Here is an 18,862-nt window from a genome sequence, read left to right as displayed (position 1 = left end):
ACATGAAGACGACGAAAGCGATCCGGACGATCACATCGATTGCAGATGTCGAAGCCCTCGAGGCGATGCCGTATGACGCGTTGGTTCCGGCGTGCACGCTGCTCGACCTGTTCCGCGCCACGGCGGAGCTGCATCCGTCGCGACCAGCCCTGACCACCATTGCCGCCGGTGGCTATGCCGGTCAGTCGGTCATACTGTCGCATGCCGATCTGTACCGCGCTATTCTCCGCGCGGCCAATTTCTTTCACCAGCTCGGCGCGGCAGCCGGAGCCAAAGCAGGTGGCGGCACCGTGGCTTTTTTGACGCCCATCCTCCCCGGCATGGTTGAGGCACTCTACGGCGCGCAGACGAGCGGGATCGCCAGCACGATCAACTATCTGCTGAATGCGAGGGTCATCGCCGACCTGCTGGCTGCAGAGGCCGCCACGACCCTGGTCATCCCGGCGGAAGAGCTGGATGGAGAAGTCTGGCGGAAGGCGAATGAAGTCATCGCCCTGACGCCCACGCTGCGCAATATCGTGGTGCTTGGTGCATCGGGCGACGTCGCCGCCGGTCAGCTGGACTTCCAGGCCGAACAGAAGCGTTGCCGCGATGACGGCCTCGATTTTGCGAGTACGGCCGGCCGGGACACGGTCTGCGCCCTGTTCCATACCGGAGGCACCACCGGCCGCCCGAAGCTCGTCCAGTTGACTCACGGGAACCAGATTCATGCCGCCTGGAGCTTTGCTCAGGTCCACGGCCTGGATGAGCTCGATGTCGTTATCAACGGATTTCCCCTCTTCCATGTCGGCGGCACGATCACGGCGGGCCTGTCGGTTCTGGCGGCCGGCGGCCATATGATCGTCCCGTCGCCTTATGGCCTGCGCGACCGGGGCGTTATCGCGACATACTGGAAGATCGTCGAGGCCTTCGGGGTGACGATTGTCGGCGGCGTGCCGACCTCGATTGCGGCCATTACCGAGGTGCCGATCGGCGACGCCGATATCTCTTCGGTCCGCATGGCACTTACCGGCGGCGCCGTCTGCCCCAGGGCGGTCAGCGACCGGTTCCAGTCCCGCACCGGCATCCGGCTCTACGAGACCTATGGGATGACCGAAACAGCAGCCGCCATCGCCTTCAACCCCGGCCGTGCCCTGCCGGTGCAGGGCAGCGTCGGATTCCGCGCGCCGTTTGCCCGCACACGCATTACCAGTCTTGATCCTGCACGGCAGGACATGCCCTGCGCCCCGCAGGAAAGCGGTCTGGTCCAGGTCATGGGGCCGCAGGTTTTCCCCGGCTATGTCGATCCCGCGCATAACAGGGGTATTCGCAGCCCTGACGGCTGGCTGATCACCGGCGACGTTGGTTATCTGACCGAGGATCAGCGCCTGGTGCTGACCGGCCGGGAAAAGGATCTCATCGTCCGCAGCGGGCACAATATCAATCCGTCCGACATTGAGGATGTCGCCAATATCTTCCCCGGAGTCCAGATAAGTGCCGCGGTGGGCATGCCCGATGCCTATGCCGGCGAGGTGCCTGTGCTGTTCGTTGTACCGTCCCCGGGCATGGTCATCGACATGGAGGCCCTGGACCGGCATCTCGGCAGTGCCATCGCCGAACCGCCGGCGCGGCCGAAGCGGGTCTTCCAGATCGATGCCCTGCCGACCACAGCCGTGGGCAAGATCGTCAAGGCCGATCTGCGCGATCGCGCCATCGAGGAAAAGGTGAAAGCCGAGATCGAACGCGCATTCGGGGCGTCGGTCGAGGCACGGATACAGGTCGGCAAGGACGACAAGCTGAACACGGTGGTCCGGGTCGAAATTGCGGCACCGGATGATGGTGCCATCCAGGTACTGAAGGCCGCATTGGAGCCATTGCCGCAGCGGTATGACATCGTGACTGGACCGACGGACGAGATTGCGGTGGCGGAGCCCGTGTTGCTCAGCCGGTCGGGACATGTCGCCACCATTACGCTGAACAGGCCGTCAGCCATGAATGCGCTGTCGCCTGAAGTCATGGACGCGCTGGATCGTGTTCTGGACGAGCTGCATGCCGATGAAACGACGCGGGTCGTCATCGTCACCGGTGCCGGCAGGGCGTTTTGCGCCGGCGGCGACCTGCTCGAATTCGGCCGGGAGCTGGAGCTCGACCCGTCGTCGCTGCTCGACACGCTCGCGTATAACCAAAGAGTTCTCGTAAAGCTGAGATCACTGCCCATGCCGGTTCTGGCTGCCGTCAACGGTGTGGCGGTAGCCGGGGGACTCGAAATAATCCTGTCCTGCGATGTCGTCATTGCCGCTGAAGCGGCAAGGATCGGTGACGGTCACGCCCGATACGCCATCGTGCCTGCCGCCGGATCGACGGTGCAACTGCTGACGCGGATGCATGGGGCACATGCCATGCACATGCTGTTCAGCGGAGAGCTGTTTTCGGCCAGGCAATGCATGGAATGGGGGCTGGTCAACGAGGTTGTGCCGGCAGAGCGGTTGCATGACCGGGTAATGGAAATCGCCGGACAATATAGCCAGCAGAGTCCCGCTGTGTTGCAGCATATGAAATCGCTTGCTCGTACTGTGCATGACGGAGTCATTCACTCTGGTCTGCGCGCCGAACTAACTGCTTTTCAGGCTCACCTGACGAGTCGTGATCTTGCTGAAGGTCTTCGGGCTTTCCGAGAAAAACGGCAACCTCGGTACTGAATCCGTAGCCGTATGTTTTAAGGCGCCGCGATTATACTAGGTCCGAAATAAGCCAATTCTTTGCGAAGCAGATATTCCAAAGAACCTCACCAGCGGGATTTTCCTTGGTGGATTTTGCAGGATTCATCTCCGCGGCAGTATAAATCGAGGCCCGTGCGCGACCTGAGCGAACTCAAGATTTGCAAATCCAGCATATGCACGAAATGTGCAGTAATGAACAAGCTTATACGCCGCTCAGGCTTGCGGCGGGACGGCGCAGCACCGGGTCGAATGGGTTCACCAACCGGCTCACAGTCTCGGCCTCGCGCTTCAGAATATCGGCAACGATCGGCATGCGTTCGCCATTCAGCCGCTCGGTGGTGGTGCCCATGCTCAGGGCTGCGACAGCCTGGCCTTCACGGTCCAGGATCGGCACGGCGATGCCGGCCATGCCCGGCAGCAATCCGGATGAGCGGCTGGCATAGCCGAGCTTGCGGACGGCGGCGATTTCACCGCGGATGAAAACTTCGTCCAGTCGGTGCTGATCATACAGCCGTGGCAGGTTGAAGCGGATCACCTCCTCGCGTTCCGCCTCGGGCAGGAAGGCCAGGATCGCCACGCTGCCCTGGCCTACACCCATGATGACGCGACCACCTATATCGCCGGTGAAGGATCGGATCGGAAAGGGCCCTTCGCTGCGGTCGAGGCAGACGGCGTCGAAGCCGCTGCGCACCAACAGGAACAACGTGTCATGCAGAGTGGCTGACAGTCGCAGCAGCACCGGGCGACAGAGATCACGCAGGTTGCCCGGATTGCCCGCCCGGGCCGCCAGCGTGAAGAACTCGATGCCGAGCCGGTACTGCCGACGGCCCTCGTCATAGTCGACCATGCCTTCGTTGATCAGGCCGCGCAGCAGGCGCAGGGCGGTAGAGGGCGTCAGGCCGGCGCGCCGCGCCAGGTCGGTCAGCCGGTTTTCACCGGACTCGTCGGTCGCCAGGGCGCGCAGCAGATCGAAGCTGCGGGTGAGGGCGGGTTTTGCCTGTGATTTGTCCATGGCGCTTTTCTGTCCAGTGGAAGTTGTCCAAGGTCTGATCTCTGAATATTTTCATATAATAAAAAATTTTTAATAAAAATTCCATAAAATAGAAAAATCTTTTGTCGGTTAGGGAGAACTATGACCGAATTGGAAAGCCGGCGGCGAGCATTGCCATTTATTCGCATCCGGACCAATGCCGGAGCCCCCATGGCCTTTCTGACCCTGACCGACATCCGCAAAGACTACGGCGCCGTGACGGCGGTAACCGATTTCAGTCTGACCGTGGCGAAGGGCGAGTTCGTTTCCCTGCTCGGGCCGTCCGGCTGCGGCAAGACTACTACGCTGCATATGATCGCCGGCTTCGTGCCGGTCAGCGCCGGCAGGATCCGGCTGGATGGCCGCGACATAACCCATGCCAAGCCGAACAGCCGGGGCCTGGGCGTCGTCTTCCAGAGCTACGCGCTGTTCCCGCATATGACCGTGGCCGAGAATGTCGGCTTCGGCCTGGAGATGCAGCGGGTGTCCAAGACCGAGCGCGCGACACGTATTGCCGAGGCGCTGTCGCTCGTGCATCTGGAGGCATATGCCGTGCGCTATCCGCGCGAATTGTCGGGCGGCCAGCGCCAGCGTGTGGCGCTCGCCCGGGCCATCGTGATCCGGCCGCCGATCCTGCTGCTCGACGAGCCGCTGTCCAATCTCGATGCCAAACTGCGCGAGGAGATGCAGTTCGAACTGCGTGCCATCCAGCGCCGGCTCGGCACCACCACTATCATGGTCACCCATGATCAGACCGAGGCCTTTTCGATCAGCGATCGCGTGGTGGTCATGGAAGCCGGCCGCATCACCCAGGTGGATGCCCCTTATCGCATCTATGAGCATCCACGCACGCGGTTCATTTCGCACTTTGTCGGCAAGACCAACCTGCTGGAAGCCCGTGTGACGCAGGCGGGCAGGGGTGGCCGCGCTGCTATCGGCGGCCAGCTTTTTGCCGTCGACCTGCCGGTGCAGATGGTTGCGGATGCGCCGGTGGCACTGGCGATCCGGCCGGAAAAGCTGCGGCTGATGGAAGCGGGCAGTGGCCGGATCGGTGGCACGATCGCCAGCCGTTACTTCCTTGGCAGCCAGTGGCTCTATCATGTCGATACGCCGCTCGGCATGCTGCTGGCGGTGCTGCCCAATGATGGCAGTATCCCGCACGAAGAAGGCGAGTCTGTCGGCATCGACTGGGCCGATGAAGCGATCCGCCTGCTGGCGGAAGATGAGGTCGCAGCATGAGCGGCCCGGGCGCGACGCCCATCGCCCGGTGGGCGCCCTATGCGATGAGCGGGCCGGCCTTCCTGCTCTTTGCCACCTTGCTGCTGGTGCCGCTGCTGCTGACCGCCATCCTGTCGTTCAGCCAGTTTGACCATCACAGCGGGATCAAGGCCGGCGTGACGCTGCAGCATTATGCCGTGGTCATCACCGATGAGTTTTACCACGAGATATTCCTGCGCACCCTGCGGCTCAGTGCAGTGACCACCCTGATCTGCGTCGCCGTCGGCGCGCCCGAAGCCTATATCCTCAGTCGCATGTCGGGGCGCTGGCGCGCCGTCTGCCTGCTGGTGGTGCTGGCGCCGCTGCTGATCTCGGTGGTAGTGCGCGCCTTCGGCTGGAGCATGCTGCTCGGTCGCGAGGGCCTGGTGAATCAACTGCTCGAACTGGCTGGTATCGGGCGGCAACGCCTGTTGTATACCGAGAGTGCGGTGATCGTCGGCCTGGTGCATATCATGATGCCTTTCATGATCATTCCAGTCTGGACTTCACTGCAGAAGCTCGACCGCACCACCGAGCAGGCGGCGCTGTCGCTCGGTGCCTCGCCCGTCACCGTCTTCCGCCGCATCGTCGTGCCGCAGGTGCTGCCGGGTATCCTGTCGGGCAGCCTCATCGTCTTCGGCCTCAGTGCCAGTGCCTTCGCCATCCCCGGCCTGCTCGGCGGCCGCCGCATCAAGACGGTGGCGACGCTGATCTATGACGAATACCTGCATGAACTGAACTGGCCGCTCGGTGCCGCAATTGCCGTTATTCTGCTGATCGCCAACCTGCTGATCATGCTGGGCTACAACCGGCTGATGGAACGGCGTTACCGCCGTGCGCTGGGTTAAGCCATGACGCGCAACGGCATTCCCGCCCTGGTCTTCCACGTGCTGGTGATGGCCTTCATGCTGGCGCCGCTGGTGATCGTCTGCCTGGTCGCCTTCACGCCGGAGAACACACTCACCATTCCCACAGCGTCTTTCTCGCTGCGCTGGTTTGAAGAAGTCTTCCGTCATGCCGATTTCATGCAATCCTTCTGGAACAGCCTGCTGCTGGCTTTCCTGGCCGCAACCATCTCGGTTGGTCTCGCCGTACCGGTCGGACTGGCGTTGACCCGTTTCCGGTTTCCCGGCCGTGCTTTTCTCAACGGTCTGTTCCTGTCACCGCTGATCGTGCCGCATCTGGTCCTGGGTGTGGCGATGCTGCAGCTGTTTTCCATGATCGGCGCCACGGGCAGTTTTTGGTGGCTGGTCGGGTCGCATGCCGTCGTGGTGACGCCCTATGCGCTGCGTCTGATCCTGGCCGCCCTGATCGGCAGCGATCCCAGTATCGAGCATGCCGCGCAGTCATTGGGCGCATCAGATTTCACGGTCTTCCGCCGTATCACCCTGCCGCTGATGTTGCCGGGCCTGTCCGGCGGCTGGCTGCTGTCTTTCATCAACAGTTTCGACGAGCTGACCATGTCGGTGTTCGTCACCGCACCGTCCACGGTGACGCTGCCGGTGAGGATGTACATGTATGCCACGGAATCGATCGATCCGATGATGGCCTCGGTCTCGGCGCTGGTGATCGCGGTGACGGCCGCTGCCATGCTGCTGCTCGATCGCATCTACGGCCTCGATCGCGTTCTGGTCGGCCAGCGCTGAAGCGGAGGCAAGCATGGCCCTGTTGCAACGTGTTGCCGAAACCCATCGTCAGACGGTCGACTTCATCCTTGACGGCCAGCCCTGCCAGGCGCTCGTCGGTGATACCGTGTTGACCGCCGTGCTGATCCAGCGCGACCGGCTGCGTATTGAGGAGTTCAACGGTGCGCCACGCGCGGGTTTTTGCCTGATGGGGGCTTGCCAGGATTGCTGGATGCTGACCGAAGACGGCACGCGACTGCGTGCCTGCACTAGCTTCGTCGTGGCCGGCATGCGGTTGGTTTCGGTGTGAGAATGAACAACCTGAGCCCGGTCATTGTCGGTGCCGGACCGGCAGGCATCCGTGCCGCGGCCACGCTGATCGCTGCCGGACTGAAGCCCGTGGTGGTCGACGAGGCGATCAAGGCTGGCGGCCAGATCTACCGCCAGCCGCCGGACGGCTTCACCCGGCCGAAATCGAGCCTCTATGGTTTCGAGAGCCGCAAGGCCGACCGGCTGCATCACCTGTTCGAGGCAATCCGCCCGCAGATCGACTATCGCCCCGGCACGCTGGTGTGGAATGCCGGGGCAGATCATCTTGATCTGATGGCATCTGACGGTGCGGCGGCGTCACTCGGCTTCAGCCACCTGCTGCTGGCCACCGGCGCCACCGACCGCGTCCAGCCGTTCGATGGCTGGCTGACTCCCGGCGTCTTCACGCTCGGCGCGGCGCAGATCGCGCTGAAATTCCAGGGCAGCATCCTGGGGCCGCGCATCGCTTTCGCCGGCACCGGACCGCTGCTCTATCTCGTTGCCTACCAGTATGCCAAGGCCGGGGCCGATGTGGTCGGCGTCTTCGACACCGCGCGGTTTGCAGACAAGCTGGCGGCGTTACCCGGCCTGCTGCACGGCATCGGGCATCTGGCCAAGGGGATGTATTATGTGGCCTGGCTGCGCGCCCATGGTGTCCCGATGTATGGTGGCATCGTGCCGCTGCGCGTCGAAGGCGAGGGCCGTGTGCAGGGCTTTGCCTGGCAGGGCGGTGGCAGGACGAAGCGCGTCGACTGCGATGCTGTTGCTTTCGGTCTCGGCCTGCGCTCGGAAACCCAGCTGGCCGATCTGCTCGGCTGCCGCTTTGCGTATGACGATCTTAATCGCGCCTGGCTGCCGGAGCGCAGCCTCAGTGGCCGCACATCCTTGGCGCATGTCTATCTGGCGGGCGACGGCGCCGGCATCGCCGGCGCCGATGCGGCTGAACTGGCTGGCGAGCGTGCCGCGCTGGCGTTGCTGGAGGATGCCGGCCATGTGGCGGACCGGCGCCGCATCGCGCTGCTGGAAAGCCGCCTGAAGCGCATCGCGAAATTCCGCCATGGTCTGGAACGGGCTTTTCCGCTGCCGCCAGCCGATTGGGGCGGCGCTGCCCTGGCCGACGATCTGGTGCTCTGCCGCTGCGAGGCGATCACGGCCGGCAGTCTGCGCCAGGCGGCGCGCGATCTGGGCGTCACCGAACTCAATCGTCTGAAGGCCCTCACCCGCATCGGCATGGGCCGCTGCCAGGGCCGCATCTGTGGCGCGGCAGCAACAGCGATACTCGCCGCCGAACTGCAGTGCGCGCCGAAAGCAGTCGGCCGGCTGCGGGGCCAGGCCCCTGTCAAGCCGCTGCCGGTTGTCACGCTTGGTCGCGAGGATGCCGCATGAGCGCTAGGCGCTATGACACGGCAATTCTGGGCGGCGGCATTGTCGGCGCTTCCGCGGCGCTCAATCTGGCGCGCAGCGGTCTCAGTGTCGTTCTGCTGGAGCGAGGTTTCTGCGGCGCCGGCGCCAGCGGCGTGAATTATGGCGGTGTGCGCCGCCAGGGCCGGCCGCCGGAACAGATTCCACTCAGCCTGCGCGCCCATGCGATCTGGGCAAGGCTGCAGGACCACATCGGCATCGACGGCGAATATATCCGTTCCGGCCATCTGAAGCTGGCACGCAGCGAAACCGAGATGGCCTCATTGCTGGCTTACCGCGACCGCATTGCCGGACTGGGCCTCAAACTGGAACTTGTCAGCGGCAATACGCTGCGCGACCGCTTTCCTATGCTGGGGAGCGCGGTGGTCGGCGCCTCCTACTGCGCCGATGACGGTCATGCGAATCCGCGGTTGGTCTCGCCGGCTTTTGCCCGCGCCGCCGCAAAGGCCGGCGCCGAGATTCGAGAGCAGACCGAGGTTACGGCCGTTGAGCGCACCGGCAACGGATTCATGCTGCAGGCAGGCGGCGATGAAATCCGTGCGGGTTATCTGCTCAACTGCGCCGGTCCCGGCGCGGGGCTGGCGACGCAGGCCTTTGGCGAAACGGTGCCGCTGAGTTCAGGCTACCCCTGCCTGGGCGTGACCGAACCGTTGCCGCCGTTGTTTGCGTTCAATCTCGGTGTCGAGGGCGGGGGGGTGTATGCCCGGCAGGTGGCGCGTGGCAATGTCGTCTTCGGTGGCGGCAAGGGTTATGCGCTGGATGACCGCAACTGCCGTCCTGACATGAAGGCGCTGATGCAGACGCTGCAGGATGGCACGGCTCTGCTGCCGGCTCTGCGGCAGACCCATGTTATTCGCTTCTGGAGCGGCGTCGAGGCCTATATGCCCGATCGCAATCCGGTACTGGGGCCGAGCGCCACCACGCCGGGCTTGCTGCATGGCTTCGGCTTCTCCGGCGCCGGTTTCCAGATCGGCCCGGCGGCCGGTGCCGTGCTGGCCGATCTGGTGCGCGATGGCCGCACGGCGACGCCGATCGAGGCTTTTTCCATTCAGCGGTTTACCCGGACCAGGCAGATGGCTCCGGCCAAGTCGTATTCGTGATGATCAACAGGTATCAACAGGAGGGTAGAGGAATGAAAAAGGTAAAACTGTTCAGATCGGTTCTAGCAGGTACGAGCCTGCTGTTCGCACTGACGGCTGCCACACAGGCAGTCGCGCAGGGCAAGACGCTTTACATCGGCATGAATGGCGGCCCGATGGAAAAAACCTTTGCCGAATTCGTTTTTCCGGATTTCGAGAAGGAAACCGGCGCCAAGGTCGTCGTGGTGCCCGGCACCTCGTCCGACATCTTGGCCAAGGCGGTGGCCCAGAAGGACAAGCCGCAGATGCATGTCATCTTCCTGGATGACGGCGTGATGTATCGCGCCATCAATATGGGCCTATGCCAGCCGCTGCAGAAATCGGCTGCCTTCGACGAGCTTTATCCGGTGGCACGTCTGAAGGGCAACATGGCGTCAGGTGTCACCATGGGTATGACCGGCCTCGCCTATAACAAGAAGATGTTCGATGAGAAGGGTTGGAAGGCCCCGACCTCTTGGGCCGATCTTGCCGATCCAAAATACAAGGGCAAGGTGGTGTTCCAGTCGCTGCCGAGCAGCACATTTGGTCTGCACGCCTTCCTGATGTTCAATCGCCTGCAGGGTGGCACCGATACCAATGTCGAGCCGGGCTTCAATGCATGGTCGAAAACGGTTGGGCCGAATGTCATCGAGTATATCGCCAGTTCGGCCAAGATCAGCGAGATGGTGCAGACCAACGAGGCAGGCCTGTTTCCGCTGACGCCGACCCAGGTGGCGTTGCTGAAGGCCAAGGGTATCGCCATCGACTATGCCCAGCCCAAGGAGGGTTCGGTGGTTCTGATGGTGGCGCAGTGCGTCACCGCCAACAACAGCGAGCCGGAACTGGCGCAGAAACTGGCGGCTTACCTGATGACCGCGGCCGCACAGGAAAAATTCCTGCGTGGCGGTTCGTATATTCCGTCAAACCCGAAGGCCAAGGCAGACAACGCGACCAATGAAGCGGAAGTGGCCCAGATCAAGACTTACATGAATACTGCCGTGCTGGTCGACTGGGACGCCATCAACGAGAAGCGTCCGGAATGGAATACGCGCTGGAACAAGCAGATCGAGCGCTAAGTCGGTGGTCGGTGAAGGCCGGGAGCCTGAGGGCTCCCGGCCGTTTTTATGGAAGCACTGAATGACGCGTGACGTCTTGTTGGTGAAATCGGGCGGCGAGGCTGCGCTGCCGGAATGGCGCGCCCTGTTCCAGTCTGCCGCGCCGCAATGGGATATCCGCTGGTGGGATGATCCCGCGGTAGACCCTGACGCCGTGGTATATGCCCTGGTCTGGCAGCCGGAAGCCGGGCGCCTGGCGCGCTATCCCAATCTGCGTGCCATCTTCAGCTCGGCTGCCGGTGTTGATCACATTGTCGATGATCCCATGCTGCCGAATCATGTGCCGGTCTACCGCATGGTGGTTGAGCAGACAGCGCAGACGGTTGCCGAATATGTCTGTCTGCATGCCCTAGCCTGGCTGCGCGATTTTGCGCGGATGCGCCGTGCACAGGCCGAGCGGCGCTGGGATGCCTTCGAGGCGCCACGGCTCGCATCGCAGACGCGCGTTGGCATCATGGGTTTGGGCACGATCGGTCAGCTTTGTGGCAGCATGCTGCTGGCTCTGGGCTTTCAGGTGCATGGCTGGGCGCGGACGCCGAAAAGCGTCCCTGGCATTTCATGCCACGTAGGACTGGGTGGATTGCAGCCGTTTCTGGAACAGAGCGATCTGCTGGTCGGTCTGGTGCCTGATACGCCGCAGACCCGTGGCCTCGTGAATGCGGACACGATATGGCATCTGCCGAAGGGCGCGGCAATCATCAACGTCGCACGCGGGCCGCTGGTTGTGCTCGACGATCTGATCGCGGCTCTGAATAGCGGCCATCTGTCGGCTGCGGTCCTGGATGTTTTCGATATCGAGCCGCTGCCGTCGGATCATCCGATCTGGAGTCATCCCAAAGTGACGGTCACGGCGCATATCGCCGGCTTCGCGAGTCGTCGGGCTCGCGTTCAAAAAGTCGTAGACCTCGTGGACGCTATAGAGCGAGGCGAAGTGCGGATAGCCTATGATAGGACCCGCGGCTACTAGGCAGACGGTACTGCATTCCGCAGGGTGCGCGCAAAACAGGCGCATTCGTGATCGCCGTAGATGGGGACCAAATCCGGACTCTGCGTGGCGCAGAGGGGCATTGCCGCTTCCGGGCAGCGCGTGTGGAAGCGGCATCCTGAGGGCATGCGGCTCGCGGTCGGGATGTCGCCGCTCAACAGGTTATGGCCTGCTGCCGTGCCCAGTTTCGGAATCGCAGCAACCAGGGCCTGCGTATAGGGATGCTGCGGCTGGTCGAACACGTCCGCGACCCTGCCCTGTTCGAGCACGGCGCCGAGATACATCACCGCGACGCGGTCGCACAGATAGCGCACCACCGCCAGGTTATGCGAGATGAACAGGTAAGTGAGTTTCAGCTCCTGCTGAAGTTCCTTCAGGAAGCTCAGGATCTGCGCCTGCACGGAAACGTCCAGCGCCGAGGTCGGCTCGTCCAGCACCAGCAGGCGCGGTTTCAGCGCCACGGCGCGGGCGATGCAGACGCGCTGCTTCTGGCCGCCCGAGAGTTCATGCGGATAGCGGTAGATGAAGCTGCGCGGCAGGCTGACCAGGTCCATCAGGCGGCTGACGCAGTCGATCAGCGGCTGGCCGCGCAGGCCGTCCTGCACCACCAGAGGTTCGGCGATGGCATCGAAAATGGTGTGCCGGCCGTTCAGCGCCGAATGCGGATTCTGGAACACGATCTGCATGTCGCGCCGCAAGGACCGCAGCGCATCGCCGTCGAGCGCCGTGATGTCCTGGCCGTCGAACAGGATGCGGCCCGCCGTAGGATCGGTCAGGCGCAGCAACACCTTGGCCACGGTCGACTTGCCGGAGCCCGACTCGCCCACGATGCCGAGCGCTTCGCCCGGCATCACATGCAGGCTGACGCCGTCCACCGCTTTCACCGTCGCGGTGGCAAACGAGCCGCGCTTGACGGTGTAGTGCTTGGTCAGGTTTTCCAGTCTCAGCAGCGCTTCAGGCATGATGGCATGCCACGCGATGGATCTCACTCAGCCGGCGAAGCAGCGGCTTTTCGTTGCTGCAGCGTCCGTCCGCCAGCGGGCAGCGCGGATGGAAGCGGCAGCCCTGCGGCGGGGTGAGCAGGTTGGGGATGCTGCCCGCGATGCCGACCAGGGTGGCCTGGTCGCCGTCGATATCGGGCAGGGCGGCCAGCAGCCCCCTGGTATAGGGATGGCGCGGGTGGGCCAGCAGTTCGGCGGTGGGCGCATCCTCCACCACGGTGCCGGCATACATCACGGCGATACGGCGGCAGACCGCGGCAACCGCGCCCAGATCATGGCTGATCATGATGACGGCCAGTTTCAGGCGCTGCACCAGGTCGTCGATCAGCGCCAGCACCTGGGCCTGGATGGTGACATCCAGGGCCGTGGTCGGTTCGTCGGCGATCAGCAGGCGCGGCGAACCGCTCAGGGCCATGGCGATCAGCACGCGCTGGCGCATGCCGCCCGACAGCTGGTGCGGATAGCGGTTCAGCAGCTCGGCGGCATCGGGCAGGCGCACCAGTTCCAGTATGCGGGTGGCATGGGCGCGGATCGCGGCGCGGTCCAGGCGTGCGGCTTTCGGCTTGCTGCCCTGTTGGGCGGCGATCACGTCACAGACCTGCTGGCCGATGGTCAGCACCGGGTTGAGGAAGGTCATCGGGTCCTGGAAGATCATGGCGATGCGCTGGCCGCGGATGGCGCGCCAGTCGGCGGCCGTGGCATTCAGCAGGTCATGCGCTTCAAACATGATGCTGCCCGACAGCACGCGTGCCGGCGGCGATGGCAGCAGGCCCATGATGCTTTTCGCCAGCACCGACTTGCCGCAGCCGGTCTCGCCGACAACGCCCAGCGTCTCGCCTTCGGCCAGGCTGAGGTCGATGCCGTCCAGCACCTTGTAGGCGCCGTCGAAGGTATCGAAATCCAGCCGGTAGTCGCGGATGTCTAGAAGGCTGCTCATCGGCCGCGGCTTTTCGGATCGAGGATGTCGCGCAGACCGTCGCCGAACAGGTTGAAGCCCAGCACGGTCAGGTAAATCGCCAGGCCGGGGAACAGCGCATACCACCACCAGTCCGGCATGTAGCTGCGCGCCACGCTGATCATGGCGCCCCATTCCGGGCTCGGCGGCTTGGCGCCCAGGCCGATGAAACCGAGGCTGGCGGCCGAGAGGATCGCCATGCCCATGTCCATGCTGGCCTTGACGATCAGCGGCGAGACGCAGTTGGGCAGGATATGGTGGAACAGGATGCGCGGCGTGCGGGCGCCGATGGCGCGGGCGGCTTCGATATACAGCTCTTCTTTCAGGGCCAGCGTCTTGCTGTCGATCAACCGCACATAGCCCGGCCACCAGACCAGCGACAGCGCGATCACGCAGTTGGTGATGCCGGGGCCTAATGACGCGACGATGGCCAGCGCCAGCGCCAGGCCGGGCACGGAGAGAAACACATCGGTGATCCGCATGATCACCTCGCGGATGCGGCCGCCCATATAGCCGGCGAAGATGCCCAGCGGCACGCCGATCAGGGCGGCCACGCCGGTGATGATCAGGCCGATCCACAGCGAGGTGCGGGTGCCGACGATCACCCGGCTGAGAATGTCGTTGCCCATCTCGTCGGTGCCGAAGGGATGCGCCAGCGACGGCGGCTTCAGGCGATTGTCCAGATGCACCGCGCCCATGGTGTCTTCCGGATAGGGGGCCAGTGCGGGTCCGGCGGCGGCCAGCACCAGGAACAGCACGACCAGGAACAGGCCGAGCATGGAGGAAAAGCTGCGCCGGAACAGATGGGCATAGAGCCGCCACTGCCGGATGGTGCCGGCATGGCGGGCGCGCCAGCCGGTCGGGGCCGCAGAGGTGATATCGCTCGCCATCACTGGGTCCGCAGGCGCGGATCGAGCCAGCCATAGGCCAGGTCGATCAGGAAATTGATGAAGATGAAGCAGAAACCGATCAGCAGGGTGACGCCCAGCACCGGCTTGAAATCGGAATACAGTGCCGACTGCACGGCATAGAGCCCGATGCCCGGCCAGTCGAACACGGTTTCCACCAGCACGGTGCTGCCCAGCATCCAGCCGAAACGCAGGCCGATGATTGCCAGCGTCGGCAGCATGGCATTCTTCAGTGCATAGACGGTGATGATGCGGAAGGCCGGAATGCCGTTGGCGCGCGCGGCCACGATGTAGTCCGACTGCAGCACTTCCAGCATCTCGGCGCGGTTGACGCGCAGGATCGACGCCAGGCAGGGGAAAGACAGCACCAGGGCGGGCAGGATGATGTGCTGGAAGGCTTCGCGGAAGGTGTCGAACTCGCCGCGCAGCAGGCTGTCGATCAGATAGAGCCGGCTGACCGGTTCCGGCGGCGGCGTGATCAGTTCCAGCCGGCCCGAGACCGGCAGCCATTCCAGATGCACGGCGAAATACAGCTGCAGCAGCAGGCCGAACCAGAAGGCCGGCAGCGCCACGCCGGAGACCGAGAAGATCCGGGTCGCGTGATCGATCCAGCTGTCGCGATAGACCGCCGACAGCATGCCGAACGGCACGCCGATCAGGATGCCCAGCCCCATGGCCACCAGAACCAGCTCGAAGGTGGCAGGGAAATAGCGCAGCAGTTCCTCGACCACCGGCTTGGTGGAGACGATCGAGCGGCCAAGATCGCCGCGCAGCACGCCGCCGATATAGACCGCATATTGCTCGGGCAGGGATTTATCCAGGCCGTATTCGCGGCGGATCGTTTCGACCATGTCCTGGGTGGCATTCTGGCCGGCCATCAGCTTGGCCGGATCGCCAGGCGCCACATTGGTGATCAGGAACATGATTGTCAGCAGGCCGAGCAGCATGAAGCCGAACAGCAACAGCCGTTTGCCGACAAAGAGAACCATGGGGCGCTTTCCGTTCTGGGCGGCCGACCCTGCAGCCGGCCGCCCTTACGATACTCTGCTTACTTAGCGTCGATCCACAGCGGATACAGATCGACTTCGCCGGTGAACCGGACCGGGCTGAAGGCAAAGCCCTTCAGATAGTCGCGATGGGCCCAGCGGCGGTTCTGGATCATGCCGAAGACTTCCGGCTGGTCGGCCACGATCTTCTTCTGGATCTCGGCATAGAGCGGTGCTCGCTCTTCCCACTTGCCCAGCGTGCGCGCCTTGTCGATCAGCGCGTTCACATCCGCGTTGTTGTAATGGCTCATGGCGAAATACTGGCCCCAGGCGTTGCGGTGATATTGATAGGCCACGGCATCCGGGTCGGTCGAGATCGGCGTCACATAAACGCTGGTCATGTTGGGGGCCGTATCGGGCTTCGAGCCCTTGGCGACCATGTTGGGCCATTGTTCCGGCGTCACATTCACCTTGATGTTCAGCTTCGACAGGTTGTCGAGCAGCACCAGGCCGATGCGGCGCGCCTCTTCCAGGCCGGCGACATGATAATAGTCGAGCTCGATGCCGCCATTGGGATAGGCCGACTTGGCCAGGTATTCCTTGGCCTTGGCCAAATCCTGCTTCGGGCGCTCGGGCACATCGACATGGCCCTGCATGCCCTGCGGGAAGGGGCTGGTCTCAAGGATCGCGGCGCCGTTATAGACCTTGACGAAGCTGTCGTAGTCCACCGCATAGGCAATCGCCTTGCGCAGGTTGATATCCTTGGTCGGGCCGGTCTGGGTGTTGAACTTGATGCCGAAGGTGGTCATGCCGGCATGGCTCTGCACCACGATGCCCTTGGTGCTCTTGATCTGGTCATAATCGTCGGGCGTCAGGCCCTCGACGATATCGGCCTCGCCACGCTGCAGGGCGGCCTTCTGGGCTGCCGGTTCGCGGATGATCTTGTAGATGATGCCGGCCGGGCGGTTCTTCTCGCCCTGCGGCCAGCCCTTCCAGTAGTTATCCACCGCGACCAGCTCGTACAGCACATTCTGCTCCCAGCGCTTGGTCTTGAACGGGCCGCTGCCGGCCGCATTCTCGGTCAGCCACTTCTGGCCGTAATCGCCATCTACCTCATTGGCCTTCACCTGCTTGGGGTTGACGATATACCACCACGGAATCCAGCTGATGAACGGCGCGTAGGAGGATTTCAGGTTGAAGCGGACGGTATGGGCATCCACCACCTCGATGCCCGACGGATCGAGCACATCCTTCAGCATCCAGGCCACGCCCTTGTTCAGCTTCAGGCCGCGCTCGAAGGAATAGCGCACCGCTTCGGCATCCACCGGGTCGCCATTGTGGAACTTGGCGTTCCTCACCAGATGGAAGGTCCAGGTCTTGGCATCCGGGCTCGATTCCCACTTCTGTGCCAGCCAGGGTTCGATCTTGGCCGGATTGCCGTTGTATTTGGCCATCGCGTCATAGAGCGACTGCTGCATCATGCGGATCGACCAGTCGTAGCGCACATGCGGATCGATCACGGGCACCTGCTGGCGGCCGCCGAACACGATCACCTTGCGATCGCCGACGCGTTCAAAGGCGGCGGCCGGCAATGCGGCTGTGGACAGAAGTGCTGCGGCAAGGCCGAGCATGACGAATTTCTTCATGGCAGAAGCTCCCCTTTGGTTTCCCTGATGTCAGATGATTTGCTGCACGGCCCCGGCGACGATGCGTCGCGCCAGCAGAACCGGCTTGTTGGTAACGGCAGCGGCTTTGGCGCGCATTGCTTCGGAATAGCCCATGCAGTGCATGACGATCAGGTCGCAGTCGGCCACTTCGCGCGCGGCGGCTTCCAGCCGGTCGCCGCTATAGGGCGAATAATGTGTCGCCTTGATCTTGCGGTCGGCATCGGACTGCACATGGAATTCCTGCACCTGGCGTTCCAGCGGCAGGATGACGCCGAGATTCTGGCAGCCGAGCGAAAAGGCATCGACGGTGGCATCGACCACGCGCTGCGATTCGATCAGCAGCGTCTTGCTGCCCAAGTGGTCGAAATGGCCGGTGCAGAGCAGGGTGATGGCATCGAAGCCTTCGCCATCCAGGCGGTCGAACAGGGCCTGCAGGCGGTCGCGGGTCTGGTCCTTGCCGATCACCACCTCGCTGCCGTCGCGCATGCGGGTGCACAGGCTGGTTTCGTCGGCGCGCGGCGCCATTGCGGCCACTTCGGCGGTGGTCAGGTCATCCAGGGCGCCGAATTCCACGGCATCGATCTTGCTGCCAATCCGCGTGAGGATTTCCGGCGTCAGGTCGATGCGTGGCGACTGGCCGATGGTGACGAAAGCGATACGCGGGGCATGCGGCATGGCCGGCCTTCCTGTGAGATGCGACTCTGTCGTCTGCAGTCAGGAAGGCTATGCCATGGCCGGCAAAGGGCAAATACGGGTGAACACTTACAGGGCCGGCTCGGGGCCCTGTTCCCGTTGCGCGTTTTTTGTGCGCTGCGGCAGGATTTTGGTCTCGGCCACCCGGTCAGCGGTCGGCGTGCTGTGCCGCCAGAACCAATCTGATCAAGGCGCCAACCGAGCCGGCCTCCATCTTTTCCATCACCTTGGCGCGATGGATTTCAACCGTGCGCGGACTTATATCCAGCTGGCGCGCAATGGCCTTGTTGGACAGTCCCTCGGTGACCAGGGACATCACCTGCCGCTCGCGCGGCGTCAGCTTGTCGATGCGGTCATCCACATCGCTGCGGGCCGGCACGACCTCCGCTGCCGCCGGTGGCAGCGCCCGCATGCCTGGATCGAGCAGCAAACGGATCGCGCCGGCCACCATGCGGCGGGCCAGGATCACCTGCTTGCCGGTGTGGCGGGTAATGATGACGCGATCGGCTTCGGTGAAGCTGACGGAATTCAGCACGATCAGGTCGCAGGAATCGAGATCGGTGGCAGCTTCGCGCAGGCTGTCCGCCACGCCGCTTTCGGCATAGCTGAAGCGCAGCGACAGGCCGGGCACGGAATAGCCGGCATTTTCGGCGATCTGGCGATGGGTGGGATAAATCACGCCGACGGTCTGGCCGGCAGCGGCGATGGCGTCGATCGAGGCCTCCATGGCGCGCTGGGCGTTCACCATGGGGCAGGGACTTTCGAACTCGCGGAACAGGCCGGTCGACAGGATCACCACCAGGTCGAACCGCTGGCTGTCGAGCGAGCGGCAGATCGCTTCCAGCCGTTCGGCGACCCGGGGCTTGGACACCAGAACCTCGCGGCCGTCGCGCAGGCGTGTGATCAGGCAGTATTCGTCGGCCTGCGGGGCCAGGGCGGCGATCTCGCCATCGCTCAGGCCGTCCAGCGCGCCAAACTCTTCCACCTCAACGGGCACCGGCATATGGGCCAGGATATCGGGCAGCACATCGGCCCGCGGGGTCTGCCCCACGGTCAGGCTGGCCACACGGCGGCGCAATGATGAATTCGTAG

Annotated in this window: 17 protein-coding genes; 9 read left to right on the top strand and 8 right to left on the bottom strand. The window is 63.6% G+C overall.

Translation table 11 applies throughout. The features are described from left to right. Positions 1–2: 2 nt before the first annotated feature. Entirely contained in the window at positions 3–2,678 is a 2,676-nt protein-coding gene (locus OJJ21_RS18975; RefSeq protein WP_297688773.1) for an AMP-binding protein, read from the top strand. 223 nt (positions 2,679–2,901) lie between these two features. On the opposite strand, the gene OJJ21_RS18970 is transcribed toward OJJ21_RS18975, so the two are convergent. Then, a complete protein-coding gene (locus tag OJJ21_RS18970; protein ID WP_297688770.1) occupies positions 2,902–3,711 on the bottom strand; it encodes an IclR family transcriptional regulator in 810 nt (269 codons plus the stop codon). Between the two features lie 189 nt (positions 3,712–3,900). Here OJJ21_RS18970 and OJJ21_RS18965 point away from each other — a divergent pair, with 189 nt between their 5' ends. From OJJ21_RS18965 to OJJ21_RS18930, 8 genes are all read left to right on the top strand, one after another. Continuing rightward, complete coding sequence (locus tag OJJ21_RS18965; RefSeq protein ID WP_297688768.1) at positions 3,901–4,968, top strand: ABC transporter ATP-binding protein; 1,068 nt, start codon at positions 3,901–3,903, stop codon at positions 4,966–4,968. Beyond that, a complete protein-coding gene (locus tag OJJ21_RS18960; protein ID WP_297688766.1) occupies positions 4,965–5,834 on the top strand; it encodes an ABC transporter permease in 870 nt (289 codons plus the stop codon). Before OJJ21_RS18965 ends, OJJ21_RS18960 begins: the two co-directional genes overlap by 4 nt. Positions 5,835–5,837: 3 nt before the next feature. Next, positions 5,838–6,632: an ABC transporter permease gene (locus OJJ21_RS18955; protein WP_297688763.1), complete on the top strand. Its 795-nt coding sequence runs from the start codon at positions 5,838–5,840 to the stop codon at positions 6,630–6,632. 13 nt (positions 6,633–6,645) lie between these two features. Beyond that, positions 6,646–6,921, top strand: a complete 276-nt coding sequence (locus OJJ21_RS18950; protein ID WP_297688761.1) for a (2Fe-2S)-binding protein — start codon at positions 6,646–6,648, stop codon at positions 6,919–6,921. A gap of 2 nt (positions 6,922–6,923) precedes the next feature. Continuing rightward, complete coding sequence (locus OJJ21_RS18945) at positions 6,924–8,306, top strand: FAD/NAD(P)-binding oxidoreductase (protein ID WP_297688759.1); 1,383 nt, start codon at positions 6,924–6,926, stop codon at positions 8,304–8,306. Next, the gene (locus OJJ21_RS18940) at positions 8,303–9,442 is read left to right on the top strand and encodes an FAD-dependent oxidoreductase (protein WP_297688756.1); all 1,140 of its coding nucleotides are present in this window, start codon (positions 8,303–8,305) and stop codon (positions 9,440–9,442) included. The genes OJJ21_RS18945 and OJJ21_RS18940 overlap by 4 nt, the downstream gene beginning before the upstream one ends. A 32-nt stretch (positions 9,443–9,474) precedes the next feature. Further along, positions 9,475–10,536: a polyamine ABC transporter substrate-binding protein gene (locus OJJ21_RS18935; protein WP_297688755.1), complete on the top strand. Its 1,062-nt coding sequence runs from the start codon at positions 9,475–9,477 to the stop codon at positions 10,534–10,536. Positions 10,537–10,597: 61 nt separating this feature from the next. After that, on the top strand, positions 10,598–11,542 hold the full coding sequence (locus OJJ21_RS18930; protein WP_297688753.1) for a glyoxylate/hydroxypyruvate reductase A: 945 nt from the start codon (positions 10,598–10,600) through the stop codon (positions 11,540–11,542). On the opposite strand, the gene OJJ21_RS18925 is transcribed toward OJJ21_RS18930, so the two are convergent. The 7 genes from OJJ21_RS18925 to OJJ21_RS18895 form a co-directional block, all read right to left on the bottom strand. Next, positions 11,539–12,522, bottom strand: coding sequence for an ABC transporter ATP-binding protein (locus tag OJJ21_RS18925; RefSeq protein WP_297688751.1), 984 nt, complete (start codon positions 12,520–12,522; stop codon positions 11,539–11,541). The two genes, OJJ21_RS18930 and OJJ21_RS18925, sit on opposite strands and share 4 nt — an antisense overlap. After that, entirely contained in the window at positions 12,515–13,498 is a 984-nt protein-coding gene (locus OJJ21_RS18920; protein ID WP_297688749.1) for an ABC transporter ATP-binding protein, read from the bottom strand. The genes OJJ21_RS18925 and OJJ21_RS18920 overlap by 8 nt, the downstream gene beginning before the upstream one ends. Then, positions 13,495–14,406: an ABC transporter permease gene (locus tag OJJ21_RS18915; protein WP_297688747.1), complete on the bottom strand. Its 912-nt coding sequence runs from the start codon at positions 14,404–14,406 to the stop codon at positions 13,495–13,497. The genes OJJ21_RS18920 and OJJ21_RS18915 overlap by 4 nt, the downstream gene beginning before the upstream one ends. Then, a complete protein-coding gene (locus OJJ21_RS18910) occupies positions 14,406–15,413 on the bottom strand; it encodes an ABC transporter permease (protein ID WP_297688744.1) in 1,008 nt (335 codons plus the stop codon). The genes OJJ21_RS18915 and OJJ21_RS18910 overlap by 1 nt, the downstream gene beginning before the upstream one ends. A 59-nt stretch (positions 15,414–15,472) precedes the next feature. Beyond that, a complete protein-coding gene (locus tag OJJ21_RS18905) occupies positions 15,473–17,056 on the bottom strand; it encodes an ABC transporter substrate-binding protein (RefSeq protein WP_297688742.1) in 1,584 nt (527 codons plus the stop codon). Positions 17,057–17,086: 30 nt separating this feature from the next. Then, entirely contained in the window at positions 17,087–17,752 is a 666-nt protein-coding gene (locus tag OJJ21_RS18900; protein WP_297688739.1) for an AroM family protein, read from the bottom strand. Positions 17,753–17,918: 166 nt separating this feature from the next. Continuing rightward, positions 17,919–18,862, bottom strand: a 944-nt coding sequence (locus OJJ21_RS18895) for an AroM family protein (RefSeq protein ID WP_297688736.1), incomplete at its 5' end; no start/stop codon positions are given.

Origin of the sequence: Ferrovibrio sp. (assembly GCF_025869515.1) — a bacterium.
In the GTDB taxonomy this organism is placed as follows: Bacteria; Pseudomonadota; Alphaproteobacteria; order Ferrovibrionales; family Ferrovibrionaceae; genus Ferrovibrio.
Note: the sequence above shows the minus strand (reverse complement) of the source record. Positions and strands in the feature narration are given on the sequence as shown.